Below are 14,599 nucleotides of genomic sequence, written 5' to 3'. Positions count from 1 at the left end.
GCCATGCCTCCCGCACCATTATGCGTATAAGCTGGGTTGCTGGGAAGAACTTTGCAACCAGCGCTTGGGATCATCGCACTGTTCCGATGGGCGGCTCAACGCCCGGCACAAATCCTCCAGCGCATCGAGATTGTGCACGGCGCGAAAATCATCGACATAGGGCAGCATGGCCCTGACGCCGCGGGCGCGCGGCTCGAAGCCTTCAAAGCGCAGCAGCGGGTTCAGCCAGATCAGGCGGCGGCAGGATTTTGCCAGCCGCTCCATCTCCGCTTCAAGCCCGCTGGTTTCCTCGCGCTCAAGGCCATCGGTAATCAGCAGCACCACCGCACCCTGCCCGAGCACCCGGCGCGACCACTGGCGGTTGAACACACGCAGCGTCTCGCCGATGCGCGTTCCGCCCGACCAGTCCTGTACGGCGCCGGTGCAGTGCGCAATCGCATCGTCCGGGTCTCGGTAACGCAGCGGGCGGGTGATGTTGCTCAGCCGTGTTCCGAAGACAAAACAATGCACGCGGCGGCGCTTGGCCATCATCGCATGCATGAAATGCAGGAAAATGCGGGTATACTGGCTCATCGAGCCGGAAATATCGGCAAGAACCACCAGGGGCGGGTGTATTTCCCGCCGCGAGCGGAATTTCGGCAGGATGAGATCGCCGCCGGTTTTCAGGCTCGACCGCATCATCGCCCTCGGATCAATGCGGGAGCCTTTCGGATCGGCCCGGAACCGGCGCGTCGCCACTTCATCGACCGGCAGCCGGAGCTGATCCATGGCGCGCCGCGCCTGCGCCAGTTCATCGGCGGTCATCTGGGCGAAATCCTTCGACCGCAGCACTTCCCTGCCGGAAAAGGTAAAACGCGCATCGATATCGATATCCGGCGGCCGCTCTTGCGGCGCGTTGCGGGCAGTGCCCTTGAACAGGGCTTCGGCAACGCGGGCTTCCGCCGCCTTCGGCTTCGGCCGTTCCCGTGCCACGGCAACCGGCGAGAACATTGCCAGCATTTTTTCGATCAGCTCGCGCGACCGCCAGTACAGCCGGAATGCCTCGTCAAAGGTGGCGTGATCCTCGCGCCGGGTGACAAGGACGCTGTGCAGCGTCCAGTAAAAATCATCGCGCGAACCGATGCCGCCCGCAAGCACGGCCTCGATGGCGTCCTTGACTGCCGCCGGGCCGACCCGCAAACCGGCCTTGCGCAGGGTCCTGGCAAAATAGACGATATTGTCCGCCAGCCGGCTATCCTGCCGGGCGGTCTGCGGGGAAGAGGCAAATGTCTCCATATCAAGCCGCGTTCAATTCTGCCTTGACCTCGTCGAGGATGCGCCGTCCTTCGCCCGTTGCGATGCGCGCAATATCGTCCTGATATTTGAGCAGCACGCCGATTGTGTCGGAGATGGTTTCCGGATCGAGCGCCAGCTTGTCCATTTCGGTCAGGGCACCCGCCCAGTCGATGGTTTCGGCGACGCCGGGCAGCTTGAAAAGGTCCATGTCGCGCAATTTCTGCACGTAGCGGACAATTTCGGCCGACAACCGCTCATTGGCCGCAGGCACCTTGCGCCGGACGATTTCCAGCTCCCGTTCCGCCGAGGGATAATCCACCCAGTGATAGAGGCAGCGGCGCTTCAGAGCGTCGTGGATTTCCCGCGTGCGGTTGGTGGTGATGATGACAATCGGCGGTTCGGCGGCAACAATGGTACCGAGTTCCGGCACCGTCACCTGATAGTCCGACAGAACTTCCAGCAGAAACGCTTCGAAGGCTTCATCGGTCCGGTCCAGCTCATCGATCAGAAACACCGGCGCCCGGCCCGGTTCGCCCGAAAGCGCCTGCAGAACCGGCCGCCGGATCAGGAATTTTTCGGAAAAGACATTACGCTCGATGGCTGTCTTGTCGGCTATGCCTGTCGCCTCATCCAGCCTGATCTCGATCATCTGCGCGGCGTAATTCCATTCATACACGGCGGAGGAGATATCGAGGCCTTCATAGCATTGCAGGCGGATCAGCGGCCGATCCAGTGTCGACGCAAGAACCTTGGCAATCTCGGTCTTGCCAACACCGGCTTCACCCTCGAGAAATAGCGGCCGCTTCATGCGCAGGCTGAGAAACAGCACGGTGGCCAGCGCCCGGTCCGCCACATAGCCACCGGTTTCAAGCAGTGCCAGCGTCGCGTCGATCGATTGCGGCAATGATGAAACAGTCTGGTCGGCCATGAAATCTCCGTTTTGGACCTATTCCCCTACACCATGATAGGAGCGGTTGAGATAGACAAGCGACTGGCCGCGCTCCCCGGTATTGAGCGCTGTGACCTTGCCATAGATGACATAATGTGTGGCAACCTCATGGGTGGCAATGATGCGGCAATCGAAACTGGCCAATGCATTCATCAGCACCGGCGCGCCGGTTTGCAGCGTTTGCCACTGCCCGAGGGCAAATCGGTCTTCCTGCGGCAAATCCCCCTTGCCGGAAAAGGCCTCGGAAATCGCTCGCTGGTCCGCCGAAAGCACGTTCAGCGCAAAAACCTGATTTTCGATGAAAAGATGATTGAATTCGTGCTGCCGGTTCAAACAGACCAGAATGGTGGCCGGATTGTCGGATACGGAACATGCGGCCGAAATGGTGACCCCGCGCCTGCCCGCTGGCCCATCGGTGGTAATGACATGGACCGCTTCCGCAAAATGACTCATGGCATTGCGGAATGCGAGCGGTTCTATTTTCTGATCCTTGGCGATGAGCACAGTTTTATTTCCATTGTCCAAATCATCACTAACGCAACGCGCGCCCGAACTATAGCTGTAGAATATTTTTTCTGCGGCTTGGACTCTTTCCGGCGGAATGCGCCAATATTATCGCGCTATGCTTACCCTTTTATATAGAGCCGGATTGCACAGAGTGAAGGAAACAGTTACCCAAATCGAAAGTTTCGTCATCCGCCATCTCGAAGGTACGGCAATATCGCAATGAATCCGATGATACGAGCCGCAACGCTTGGTCTGTGCCTGTTGAGCAGCAGTGTCGCCTTTGCACAGGATAAGATTGGCGTTATCGCGCCGCTCTCCGGCTCGTTCGCGCGGCTGGGCAATCAGATGGTCGATGGTGCCAATGCCGCGGTTGCCGGCAACAGGCAGGGGCAGGACATCAGCGTGGTGACGGCCGACGACAAATGCGATGCCGCAGGCGGGGCCGCCGCCGCCCGGGAAATGGTGCTGGCCAATGCGACTGTTGTCATCGGTTTTCTCTGCTCGGAATCACTCGAAGCTGCCCTGCCCATCCTCGGGCAGAAGGGCATTGCCGTCATTACACCCGGCGTTCGAGATCTGACGCTGACGGAAATGCGCGCAGATACACCCTATCCGGTGTTTCGCATTGCCTCCTCCGAACGCAATGCCGCGCGCGAGACCGGCGACATACTGGTGAACCTCTGGCGCACCCTGCCCTTTGCCATCATCGATGACGGCACTATTTTCGGCCGCGAGATCGCCGCCACGGTGCGGGGACGCCTCGAGGAAAAAGGCCTGAAGCCGGTGTTTGCCGATACTTACCGCCCCGGCCTCGACAATCAGAATGCACTGGTCGGGCGCCTGAAGCGGGCCGGAGCGACACAGGTCTTCGTCGGCGGTGAGCGGGATGACGTCGCTGCCATCGGCCGCAGCGCCGTGGCGCTTGCCTATCCCCTGACGATCATCGGCGGTGAATCGCTCAAGGCAACGGCGAGCGGCGGTGACCTGTCTACGGGAACGCTGATGATCGCACCGCGCGATCCGGAGACCCTCGAAAGCGCCCGCAACGCCCGCAATGCCATGGAACTCGCCGGCAAGGCGCCAGAAGGTTATGCCATTCCCGCCTACGCTGCAGCGGAAGTCGCCATCCAGCTGCTGACAACCGCGCAGGCCCAGGCCGGTTCGCTATCCGATCTTCTCAAGAAAAACGTCTTTGAAACCGCCATCGGCCCCGTGCAGTTCGACGCCCGCGGCGAGCGCATTGCAGATACGTTTCGCCTGCAGCGCTATGATGGAAAACAGTTCGTGCAGGAGACCAATTGATGCCGTTGAAGACAGGGCCGCGCAACCTCATCACCGACGTCGCCGGACTGAGCATCGGCAATGCCTCGGATGCAACAATCAAATCGGGAACCACCGTCATCCTCTGCGACGAACCCGCGACAGCCGCCGTGCAGGTTCTTGGCGGCGCGCCCGGCACCCGGGAAACCGATCTGCTTGAACCGCACAATACGGTTGAAACCATCAATGCGCTGGTTCTCTCAGGCGGCTCGGCCTTTGGCCTCGATGCCGCGTCGGGCGTACAGGCGGCCCTGCGCGAAAAGCGCATCGGCTTCAAGGTTGGCGGCCAGCGCATTCCGATTGTTCCGGCGGCCATTCTGTTCGACCTGATCAATGGCGGCGACAAGGACTGGGGCCTCTACCCGCCCTATCGCGAGCTCGGCTATCAGGCCGTGCAGTCCGCATCGCGCGATTTTGCGCTCGGCAGCACCGGTGCAGGTACGGGCGCGCTGGTCACCGGCCTGAAAGGCGGGCTCGGCTCGGCCTCATCCATCCTGCCGAATGGTGCAACCATGGGCGCGCTGGTGGCCGTCAATGCGCTCGGATCGGTGACCGTCGGGCGCAGCCGCCACTTCTGGGCCGCCCCCTTCGAGATCGGCAATGAGTTTGGCGGACTTGGCCTGCCGCATCCGCTCCCCGCCGATGCGGTGGAGATCAAGACAAAATTCAAGGAAGCGGCAACAGACACCAACACAACCATCGGTGTCATCGCGACCGATCTGCAATTGACCAAGGCGCAAGCCAAGCGTCTCGCCATTGCGGCGCATGATGGCTTTGCCCGCGCCATCTGGCCCTCGCATACGCCATTCGACGGCGATCTGGTGTTTGCCCTTGCCACCGGCACCGCCGGGCGCGCGCCTGAGATCGATGAATTCATCGAATTGTGTGCGGCGGCAGCTTCCACCATGGCACGCGCCGTCGCACGCGGTGTTTTTGCGGCAACAGCGGCTCCAAACGACCTGTTTCCTGTGTGGAACACCCGGCCCTGACGGTTTTCATTGTGCCTTCCGGGCGCGCATGGTAACGGGCGCGCACAACATTTCCACCGGAGAACGCCATGAGCCGCCCGCTTGTCATCGCCCCGTCCATTCTCGCTTCGGACTTTTCGAAGCTCGGTTCGGAAGTCACCACCGTGCTCAAGGCAGGGGCCGACTGGGTGCATATCGACGTCATGGACGGCCATTTCGTGCCGAACATCACCTTCGGTCCCGAAGTGGTCAAGGCGATCCGGCCGCTGACGTCAGCGGTTTTCGACACGCATCTGATGATTTCCCCGTGCGATCCCTATCTCGAAGCCTTTGCCAAGGCGGGCTCAGACATCATCACCATCCATGCCGAAGCCGGACCGCACGCCCATCGCTCGCTGCAGGCCATCCGTGCGCTGGGCAAAAAGGCCGGGATCGCCATCAACCCAGGCACGCCGGAATCCGCCATCGAATACATGCTGAATGACGTCGACCTTATATTGGTCATGACCGTCAACCCCGGCTTTGGCGGCCAGAAATTCATTTCCGAGACCCTGGACAAGATCCGCAAGGTCAAGGCGATGATCGGCGACCGCCCGATCGATCTGGAAGTGGATGGCGGGATCACCGCCGATACCGCCGGTCTGGCGGCGCAGGCGGGCGCCAATGCGCTGGTTGCCGGTTCTGCCGTGTTCAAGGGTGGATCGGAAGCAAGCTACCGCGCCAATATCGAATTGATCCGCAACGCAACCGTCAAGGGCTCGTGATGCGCCTTTCCCTCCTGCTTCGCGCCGCCCTCGCCGTTCTGGTCCTGGGTTTTTCGCCAGTGGCGGCACGGGCAGGAGATGTTGCAAAGCTCGACATTCTTGGCTTTTCCAAAGACGGCAAGGTTTTTGCCTTCGAGGAATACGGCGTGCAGGATGGTTCCGGCTTTCCCTACGCCAACCGCTATTACATCGACACGGCAACCGACGCCTTTCTTCCCAAGACGCCGGTCCGGGTGCGCCTTGACGATGAAAAGGCCTCGCTTGCCGAAGCGCGTGAAAAGGCCGGCCGCGATGCACAGGGGCTGACCGGGCTTGCCGATACGGAACTGCGCGCCAATGCAGGTGATACGGTTGCAGCCAGCCCGATCACCGAGCTGTCGGCCGACAAGTTCAAGGTGACATTCAATCCGCGTCCGGTTTTCCCTCCCATGGACGAGCCGCTGACGGTGCAACTTGAGGAAATCGATGTCCCGCGTCCGGACAAATGCCCGGAACCGGAGATGTACAAAGGATTTCGCCTGACGATCCAGCAGGGTACATCAGCCGATGTCAGGACGCTGCACGAAGACAAATCCATCCCATCGAGCCGCAACTGCCCGCAAGGCTACAGCATCGGCGCCGTCCAGACCTTTTACCTTTCGGATGGCAAACCAGCCCTCGCCATTCTGATCGCTGTCCGTTCCATCGGCTTTGAAGGCCCCGATTACCGCTGGCTGGCGGTCACCACGCAACGCTGATTTCCGGTCATTTGCCCTGCCGGGCCGAAAATGGCGCGTTGAGTACGGCGCCTTCGTCTGTTAGAGCAGGTTTCACACTCATCCGCCCACCGATTGCCTATAGGAACACACAATGATCCCGCGTTATTCGCGGCCCGAAATGGTCGCCATCTGGTCCCCGGAAACGAAATTCCGCATCTGGTTCGAAATCGAGGCCTATGCCTGCGATGCGCTGGCGGAACTCGGCGTCATTCCCAAGGAAGCCGCCGCGACAATCTGGGAAAAGGGCGGGGCCGCGACATTCGATATCGACCGCATTGACGAGATCGAGCGCGAGACCAAGCACGATGTCATCGCCTTCCTGACGCATCTGGCTGAGATCGTCGGCCCCGACGCGCGCTTCGTGCATCAGGGCATGACCTCGTCTGACGTGCTCGATACGTGCTTCAATGTCCAGCTGATGCGTGCCAGCGATATTCTGCTGGCCGACCTCGACAAGCTGCTCGCCGCCCTGAAGAAGCGCGCTTTCGAGCACAAGGACACGGTCACCATCGGCCGCAGCCACGGCATCCATGCCGAGCCGACGACGTTCGGCGTCAAGCTGGCACAGGCCTATGCCGAATTCGAGCGCTGCCGCACCCGCCTCGTGGCCGCACGCGCCGAGATCGCCACCTGCGCCATTTCCGGCGCTGTCGGCACCTTCGCCAATATCGATCCCTATGTCGAAGAACATGTGGCCAAGTCGCTGGGCATGGAGCCGGAGCCGGTCTCCACGCAGGTCATCCCGCGTGACCGCCATGCCATGTATTTTGCCACGCTCGGCGTCATCGCCTCGTCGGTCGAGCGCCTCTCCGTTGAAATTCGCCACCTGCAGCGCACGGAAGTCCTGGAAGCGGAGGAATATTTCTCCCCTGGCCAGAAGGGTTCGTCGGCCATGCCGCACAAGCGCAATCCGGTGCTGACGGAAAACATGACCGGCCTTGCCCGCATGGTGCGCGCCTTTGCCCTGCCTGCGATGGAAAATGTGGCGCTCTGGCACGAACGCGACATTTCGCATTCATCCGTCGAGCGCATGATCGGCCCCGACGCGACGATCACGCTTGATTTTGCCCTCGCCCGCATGACCGGCGTCATCGACAAGCTGTTGATCTATCCGGACAACATGTTGAAAAACATGAACAAGTTCCGTGGCCTGATCCACTCCCAGCGTGTTCTGCTTGCCCTCACGCAGGCCGGTGTGTCTCGCGAGGATTCCTACCGCCTCGTCCAGCGCAACGCGATGAAAGTCTGGGAACAGGGCAAGGATTTCCTCGAGGAACTGCTGGCCGATGCGGATGTCCGCGCCGCGCTGCCGGAAGAAACCATCCGCGAGAAATTCGACCTTGGCTATCACACCAAGCATGTCGACACGATTTTCAAGCGCGTGTTCGGCGAAGCTTGAGCATTCCCCCGTGGACCAAAAGAAAAGCCCGCGATTTCGCGGGCTTTTTATTGGCAGAAGCCGGTCAGGCCTTTGCCGGCACGATGCGCATGACATTGCCCCAGGGATCGACGATTTCCCGCTCGTCCCGGGCATCGCTCGACACGAATTCGGCCCAGGCAAGACCGGAACGGTCATTGTCCCGCTTGCCAGCGCCCCGGCTCTGCCAGGAATTGGCGGCAACATGGTGATGGTAGCCGCCGGTTGACAGGAACACGGCGCTGCCGCCGAAACCGGCGACGGTCTGCATGCCGAGCTCCCGGTGCCACCACGCCTCCGCATCCCCGGCATTGCCGACCCGCAGATGCAGATGACCGACCATGGCGCCATCCGGCGCACCATTCCATTCCGCCGTATCCGGCTTTAGCTCGCCAAGCAGATTGCCGACATCCAGTGCAGCGGTGCCCATCTCGACCGATGAACCGTTCCATTTCCAGTTCTCATGCGGGCGGTCGGCATAAATCTCGATGCCATTGCCTTCCGGGTCCGTCAGATAGATGGCCTCGCTGACAATATGGTCCGATGCACCGACAATCGGCGTGCGCTGGTCAATGGCGCGCCGCGCCCAACGGGCAAGATCGACCCGGCGCGGCAGCAGAAAAGCCGTGTGATAAAGCCCGGCACTGCGCGGATCGTCGGCACGGATCGCCGCCGCCTGCTCAATCTCGAGCAAAGGCACCTCGCCTGCGCCAAGGACAATTGTCTGGCCTTTGCGGGAGAGTTCCCGCAAGCCGACAACCTCGCTGTAATATTTCGACAGCTGATCGGCGTCCTTCGCCTTGATGCCAACTTTTGACACATGGGTCGGGGCCGTCGCTGCAAAGGGAATGCTGCTCATATCTGTCTCCGCGCGGGCTGATCCCGCAATCGCCTGAAAGGCAAGCATACCGGCACCGCCGACAACATCTCTGCGTGTGACCTTCATGTGCACTCCCGGCGATCCACCTGTTAATATATCGCATCTAAAGTCGGCCGTTACGTCAACGGATACAAGCCATGCAGCGGCGAACAGCATGTTCACCATTCGTGAACCATCAAATCCGGATTGTTTACAACTTTGCGCCGTTGCGATCCCGGCATATTTTTCCTAAATGGGGAGCATGAAAGTCCAAGACGCAGATATCCTCATCATTCCCGGTTATACCAATTCCGGTCCCGATCACTGGCAGACACGCTGGGAGGCCAAGCTGTCGACGGCACGGCGCGTCGAGCAGAAGGAATGGTCAAAACCCGTCCTCGCGGACTGGGTGGCCGAGGTGGTCAAATCCGTCAACGAAGCCACCCGCCCGGTTGTCGTCGTCGCGCATTCGCTGGGGGTGCCGACCTTTGTGCACGCCTTGCCGCAGATCGGCAGCAAGATCAAAGGCGCATTTCTGGTCACGCCGCCTGATGTGTCGAACCCGAAAATCCGGCCAAAGCACCTGATGACATTCGGCCCCTACCCGCGTGAGCCGTTCACATTTCCATCCATCGTCGTTGCCAGCCGCAATGATCACTATTGTGAATATGCTGTCGCAGAAGACCTGGCCGCTGCCTGGGGATCCCTGTTCATCGACGCCGGTGAATCGGGCCACCTCAATTCCGAATCCGGCCATGGACCCTGGCCGGAAGGCACGATGGTGTTTGCAAAGTTCCTTTCGCAACTATGATTGAATAGCTGCCAGCAATGTCTGCACACCGAGCTGCAGATAGGCCGTGTCGACGGAAACGGGAACATAGGTGAAACCGAGACCGGTGAACCGCTTTGCAAGCTCCGCATTGGGCGCGTAGATGCCGCAGAGCTTGCCTGCGGCGTGCGCCTTGGCCGCGATTTCCCGCAGCGGTTCGATGATCGCCTGCGTTCCGGCATCCACCTCAGCCCCGTTGCTCCAGCCGATGGAAAAATCCGCGGGGCCGACAAAGACGCCGTCAATGCCGTCGACAGCCAGAATGCCGTCCAGCGCGGTAAAGGCGGCACGGGTCTCGATCATCGCGAAAGCCAGCGTCTTGGCATTGACTTCGGTCAGATACCCGCCGGAACCGCCCGCGCCATAGCTTGCCGGACGGCCGCGCAACTGCCCCCACGACCGCTCGCCAACAGGCGGATATTTCATCGACGCTGCAAACCGCCGCGCATCCTCCACTGAATTGATCATCGGCGCGATAATGCCCTCGGCGCCAAAATCCAGCGCCCGGCTTGCCATGTCGAACCGGTCGACGGGAATGCGCACCACCGTGTGCTTGCCTGCGCTCTGGATGATACCGACGCTCTGCAGAACCGATTGCGTATCGAACGGGCCATGCTGCATGTCGAGCATGAAGGCGGTGAAATCCGTCCGGCACAGGGTTTCCATGACCAGCGTATGAGGCAGGTTGCACCAGGCGGAAAAAACCGTTTCTCCCGCCTTCAGACGTGACGCTAGCGACATGATCTCTCCCGGAAATTGTTGCTGATGGCCGACTCAGCTCTGAGTGAAGCAAAAACGGCCAGGATGCACCAACAAAAAACCGCCCCGGAAGGGCGGTTTTTACGAAGACCGATCAGGACAGATCAGGATCCCTGGATCTGGCGGATGGCTTCTTCCAGCATTTCATCCATGGTCCGGCGGATGCGGTGGTCGGATTTATCGACACCTGCCGCATCGAAATCGGCGCGGATCTTGCGGAAAACGTCGTCGTCACCGGCTTCCTGGAAATCCGCCTTGATGACTTCAAGCGCATAGGCTTCCGCATCTTCGCCGGTCTTGCCCAGCTTTTCCGCTGCCCAAAGGCCAATCAGCTTGTTGCGCCGTGCCTCTGCCCGAAAGCGAACTTCCGCGTCGTGCGCATATTTGCTTTCAAAGGCATTTTCGCGATCTTCCATTGTCATCCTCTCTTGCTCCCGCAAAATGAATTGGTCATTCCGGTGAACGATGCCCCCCGGGTCTTGGCAATTTTAGGGCAAGCCCCTGATTGGCATGGCTTCTTAGGTTCATATAACCATTCTGCACGAAATCGGAAGTCTGAAATGAACCACTTCAGTCAAACATGGGTCACATTGTCGTAAAAAGCCCATATAACCCATAATTCCGGGGACCTACATAAAGTATCATTGTAGAATGCTTGCTTTTACGATAGTTAGCGCGCCAACATGATGGCTGTGACCAAGGCCGACCGATAACTCCAATACCAGAGACCTGCAATGAACCGTCGCCGCCGTGTCTACGAAGGCAAAGCCAAAATCCTTTACGAAGGACCCGAGCCAGGAACACTTGTCCAACATTTCAAAGACGACACCACCGTGCTGCATCCAAAGAAGCACGAAGTCATTGATGGCAAAGGTGTTTTGAACAACCGGATTTCCGAGTACATTTTCACCCAGCTCAACCGCATGGGTATTCCGACGCACTTCATCCGCCGCCTCAACATGCGTGAGCAGCTGATCAAGGAAGTCGAAATCATTCCCCTGCAGGTGGTCGTCCGCAACATTGCGGCGGGTTCGCTGGCAAAACGTCTTGGAATCGAAGAGGGCACGGTTCTGCCGCGCTCGATCATCGAATTTTACTACAAAAACGACGTTCTGGACGATCCGATGGTCTCTGAAGAGCACATCACGGCCTTTGGCTGGGCTGCGCCGCAGGAAATCGATGACATCATGGCGCTGGCCATCCGCGTCAACGACTTCCTCAGCGGCCTGTTCCTCGGCGTCGGTATCCAGCTCGTCGATTTCAAGATCGAATGCGGCCGTTTGTGGGAAGGCGACATGATGCGCATTGTCGTCGCCGACGAGTTTTCCCCTGATTCCGCCCGCCTGTGGGACAGCCAGACCAGCGAAAAACTTGATAAGGACCGTTTCCGCCGCGATATGGGCGGTCTGATCGAGGCCTATCAGGAAGTCGCCCGCCGTCTGGGCATCATGAATGAAAATGAACAGTTGCGGCCGACCGGGCCGGTTCTCGTTAAATAATCGCTGATTGAACAATCTCGGAGAAGACGATCGATGAAGGCACGTGTCACTGTAACCTTGAAGAATGGCGTTCTTGACCCGCAGGGCAAGGCAATTGTCGGCGCGCTGGGCAGTCTTGGTTTCGATGGCGTTGCATCCGTACGCCAGGGCAAGATCTTTGATGTGGAGATCGACACCAAGGACCGCGCCGTTGCCGAAGCCAACGTCAAGGCGATGTGCGAAAAGCTGCTCGCCAATACCGTCATCGAAGATTACGCGGTGGAGCTTGTATAGAGCCCTTTCTGACCATATTGGCCTATTCTGACGGAGGCATGTTGCGACAAGATCAAGCAAAGACAGGAAGACCCGCACTCTGCGTGCGGGCGAGTGGCTTTGCGCAGGAATTGGCGCAACAGGCCCCGTCCCTTCGGGTTTCCGGCTGGCGGACACCCGCTTTGTCAGGCGCCTTCGTCCGATGAACCACATCGGCCTCACCACCTTCCGCGCGGATTGCCGCGCCATCCGAGAAACAGAATACGGCCAATATGGCCAGAAAGGGCTCTATCGATGAAATCAGCTGTCGTTCTTCTCCCGGGCCTCAACCGCGACCGTGACATGATTGCGGCGCTGACGAAAATCTCCGGCCAGGCGCCCCAAACGGTCTGGCAGACGGATACGGAAATCCCCGATGTCGACCTGATCGTCATTCCCGGCGGGTTCTCCTATGGCGACTATCTGCGGTGCGGCGCCATTGCCGCGCGCATGCCCGTCATGCAGGCGATCCGCGAAAAGGCCGACAAGGGCGTCGTGGTCATGGGCGTGTGCAACGGCTTCCAGATCTTGCAGGAAGCGGGCCTCCTGCCCGGTGCCCTGATGCGCAATGCGTCGCTGAAATTTGTCTGCCGCGAAGTGAAGCTGGAAGTGACCAATGCCAATACCGCCTTCACCCGCGGTTATTCGCATGGCCAGATCGTCCGCTGCCCGGTTGCGCACCATGACGGCAATTTCTTCGCTGACGAAACGACTTTGGCCCGCATCGAGGGCGAAGGCCAGGTGGTTTTCCGCTATGCGGAAGGCACAAATCCGAACGGCGCCATGAATGACATCGCCGGTATCATCAGCGAAAAAGGCAATGTTCTCGGTATGATGCCGCATCCGGAGAACCTGATTGAAGCGGCCCATGGCGGCTCGGATGGCCGCGCCCTGTTTGCGGGCATTCTTGGGATTGCCGCCTGAGTAAAATTCTATACGCTTGAGCCATGCTGTTCCGGCCCGCCATGGGCTGGAACAGCACTCAAACGGAGGAATTGAGAATGAAACTGTATTCGCGGCCGCTCTCCCCCTACTCCTCGATTGTTCGTTGCATCGCCTACTACAAGAAGGCCCCCATCAAGGTCGTAGCGCCGCCGCCGGGTTTTCCGATACCCGAAGAGTTCCGCAGCATTTCCCCGTTCAACCGTATTCCGGTGCTGATTACAGGCTCGGGCCTGACCATCATCGAAGCGACGGTGATCTCCGAATATCTCGAAGAGCATTTTCCCGAGCCGGTCCTGTTGCCGGCAGATTCGCGTGACCGCGCCGTGGTGCGCATGGCCGCCCGTATCGCCGAACTGGAAATCCTCGTTCCCGTCATGGAGCTTTTCGAGCTCGTTCACACCAAATCCAAGGACGACGCACGGATCACCAAACTGTTTGCCAAGCTGGAAGCCGGTTTGCGTGAAATCGAACACCGCATGGGAGATGGCCCCTATGCGCTGGGCAAGCAGATGACCATGGCCGATGCCTGGCTGACGCCCATCCGCTTCCTGTTCAACCATTTCCGGGTGATGACGCGCCGCTCGCGCCTGCTCGAACCTTTTCCGAAATTCGACGCCTATGAGCAACTCATTGTTCAGGATCCGGTGCTATCGCTGGTCTGGTTCGAGATGACGGATGCCTTGAAAGTGTTCCTCGGGGAACTTGAGGCAAGCTGATCAACCGCCCTTGTATCATTGGAGATAGCTGGATGAAAAAGCAGACGATTGGCATGGCCATGATGATTTCGCTCGTGGCGCTTGCCGGATGCCAATCACCCAGCAAACCGGGGCCCGGTTCCCTGGCCTTCGGTTCGGACAAGGCTGCCCTCGCCACCATGGAGAGGGTGGCCCTTGCCGCCAACAATTGCTGGTTCAAGTCGAAGGATTCGGCTTTCAAGCCCTATCATCTCGCGCCGGAGCTGAATTCCTATTCCGGCCGGCCGCGCATCCTCGTCGTTCCAGCCGGCAATCCCGGCGGCCGTCCGCTGCTGGTCGTTCATGCGGAAGGCAACCCGGCCAAGGTCGAGGCCTTTGGCCCGCTGATGGGACATTCCATGGGAAATCGCATTGAATCCGACATACGCCGCTGGGCGGCAGGACAACCATCCTGCACCGCGCGCGGCTGAAGAATGACAACGGAAGCCGGTGCGGTATGCACCGGCTTGCAGCCGTCACAGTGACAGATAGCGGTCGAGATCGGCCTCAACATGGTCGCGGGTCAAGGCAAGATCCTTGAGCCCTTCGTCGCTCAGCTTGCCGAGCTGAAGCCGCGTGCGCCGTTTCATCAGGGCGCTTTCCACCCACCCGGCAAATTGTGACAGGAAGTCCGGCTGTGAAGCATAGGTCAGCCCCCGGATAGCGGGACGGTTAGGTTCTACAAAAGTCGTACCCATATGCGCCTCCCTGAAACGATTGAATAT

Annotated in this window: 18 protein-coding genes; 11 read left to right on the top strand and 7 right to left on the bottom strand. The window is 59.7% G+C overall.

What is annotated here, in order from left to right; all coding sequences use genetic code 11:
* Positions 1–18 precede the first annotated feature (18 nt).
* From C5750_RS03565 to C5750_RS03555, 3 genes are read right to left on the bottom strand one after another with little or no spacing between them, the layout of a single operon-like run.
* A complete protein-coding gene (locus C5750_RS03565) occupies positions 19–1,275 on the bottom strand; it encodes a vWA domain-containing protein (RefSeq protein WP_105732461.1) in 1,257 nt (418 codons plus the stop codon).
* A gap of 1 nt (position 1,276) precedes the next feature.
* A complete protein-coding gene (locus tag C5750_RS03560; RefSeq protein ID WP_105732460.1) occupies positions 1,277–2,203 on the bottom strand; it encodes an AAA family ATPase in 927 nt (308 codons plus the stop codon).
* An 18-nt stretch (positions 2,204–2,221) separates the two neighbouring features.
* Positions 2,222–2,722, bottom strand: a complete 501-nt coding sequence (locus tag C5750_RS03555) for a flavin reductase (protein WP_374042771.1) — start codon at positions 2,720–2,722, stop codon at positions 2,222–2,224.
* Between the two features lie 237 nt (positions 2,723–2,959).
* On the opposite strand from C5750_RS03555, the gene C5750_RS03550 reads away from it, so the two are divergent.
* From C5750_RS03550 to purB, 5 genes are all read left to right on the top strand, one after another.
* Positions 2,960–4,033 (top strand): branched-chain amino acid ABC transporter substrate-binding protein, encoded by a 1,074-nt coding sequence (locus C5750_RS03550; RefSeq protein ID WP_105733095.1) that lies wholly within the window; start codon positions 2,960–2,962, stop codon positions 4,031–4,033.
* A complete protein-coding gene (locus tag C5750_RS03545) occupies positions 4,033–5,040 on the top strand; it encodes a P1 family peptidase (protein ID WP_105732459.1) in 1,008 nt (335 codons plus the stop codon). Before C5750_RS03550 ends, C5750_RS03545 begins: the two co-directional genes overlap by 1 nt.
* Positions 5,041–5,108: 68 nt before the next feature.
* The gene (gene rpe / locus C5750_RS03540; RefSeq protein ID WP_105732458.1) at positions 5,109–5,783 is read left to right on the top strand and encodes a ribulose-phosphate 3-epimerase; all 675 of its coding nucleotides are present in this window, start codon (positions 5,109–5,111) and stop codon (positions 5,781–5,783) included.
* A complete protein-coding gene (locus C5750_RS03535; RefSeq protein ID WP_105732457.1) occupies positions 5,783–6,520 on the top strand; it encodes a DUF2259 domain-containing protein in 738 nt (245 codons plus the stop codon). Before rpe ends, C5750_RS03535 begins: the two co-directional genes overlap by 1 nt.
* Positions 6,521–6,632: 112 nt before the next feature.
* Entirely contained in the window at positions 6,633–7,940 is a 1,308-nt protein-coding gene (gene purB / locus C5750_RS03530; RefSeq protein ID WP_105732456.1) for an adenylosuccinate lyase, read from the top strand.
* Between the two features lie 64 nt (positions 7,941–8,004).
* Here purB and C5750_RS03525 read toward each other — a convergent pair whose 3' ends face one another.
* Entirely contained in the window at positions 8,005–8,904 is a 900-nt protein-coding gene (locus tag C5750_RS03525) for a VOC family protein (protein ID WP_105732455.1), read from the bottom strand.
* A 175-nt stretch (positions 8,905–9,079) separates the two neighbouring features.
* Here C5750_RS03525 and C5750_RS03520 point away from each other — a divergent pair, with 175 nt between their 5' ends.
* Positions 9,080–9,628 (top strand): RBBP9/YdeN family alpha/beta hydrolase, encoded by a 549-nt coding sequence (locus tag C5750_RS03520; RefSeq protein ID WP_105732454.1) that lies wholly within the window; start codon positions 9,080–9,082, stop codon positions 9,626–9,628.
* Here the strand turns inward: C5750_RS03520 and C5750_RS03515 are convergent.
* Complete coding sequence (locus tag C5750_RS03515) at positions 9,623–10,387, bottom strand: HpcH/HpaI aldolase family protein (protein ID WP_105732453.1); 765 nt, start codon at positions 10,385–10,387, stop codon at positions 9,623–9,625. The genes C5750_RS03520 and C5750_RS03515 overlap by 6 nt on opposite strands.
* A gap of 122 nt (positions 10,388–10,509) precedes the next feature.
* A complete protein-coding gene (locus tag C5750_RS03510; RefSeq protein WP_105732452.1) occupies positions 10,510–10,827 on the bottom strand; it encodes a DUF1476 domain-containing protein in 318 nt (105 codons plus the stop codon).
* A 312-nt stretch (positions 10,828–11,139) separates the two neighbouring features.
* On the opposite strand from C5750_RS03510, the gene purC reads away from it, so the two are divergent.
* From purC to C5750_RS03485, 5 genes are all read left to right on the top strand, one after another.
* Entirely contained in the window at positions 11,140–11,904 is a 765-nt protein-coding gene (gene purC / locus C5750_RS03505) for a phosphoribosylaminoimidazolesuccinocarboxamide synthase (RefSeq protein WP_105732451.1), read from the top strand.
* A 33-nt stretch (positions 11,905–11,937) separates the two neighbouring features.
* The gene (gene purS / locus C5750_RS03500) at positions 11,938–12,177 is read left to right on the top strand and encodes a phosphoribosylformylglycinamidine synthase subunit PurS (protein ID WP_105732450.1); all 240 of its coding nucleotides are present in this window, start codon (positions 11,938–11,940) and stop codon (positions 12,175–12,177) included.
* 273 nt (positions 12,178–12,450) lie between these two features.
* Positions 12,451–13,119, top strand: coding sequence for a phosphoribosylformylglycinamidine synthase subunit PurQ (purQ, locus tag C5750_RS03495; protein WP_105732449.1), 669 nt, complete (start codon positions 12,451–12,453; stop codon positions 13,117–13,119).
* 77 nt (positions 13,120–13,196) lie between these two features.
* Complete coding sequence (locus C5750_RS03490; protein WP_105732448.1) at positions 13,197–13,856, top strand: glutathione S-transferase family protein; 660 nt, start codon at positions 13,197–13,199, stop codon at positions 13,854–13,856.
* Positions 13,857–13,888: 32 nt separating this feature from the next.
* Complete coding sequence (locus C5750_RS03485) at positions 13,889–14,305, top strand: hypothetical protein (protein WP_105732447.1); 417 nt, start codon at positions 13,889–13,891, stop codon at positions 14,303–14,305.
* Between the two features lie 45 nt (positions 14,306–14,350).
* Here the strand turns inward: C5750_RS03485 and C5750_RS03480 are convergent, their stop codons facing one another.
* Positions 14,351–14,572, bottom strand: a complete 222-nt coding sequence (locus C5750_RS03480; protein WP_105732446.1) for a DUF1127 domain-containing protein — start codon at positions 14,570–14,572, stop codon at positions 14,351–14,353.
* Positions 14,573–14,599 lie beyond the last annotated feature (27 nt).

Origin of the sequence: Phyllobacterium myrsinacearum (assembly GCF_002980555.1) — a bacterium.
Lineage (GTDB): Bacteria > Pseudomonadota > Alphaproteobacteria > Rhizobiales > Rhizobiaceae > Phyllobacterium > Phyllobacterium myrsinacearum.
This window is presented reverse-complemented; position numbering and strand designations above follow the sequence as displayed.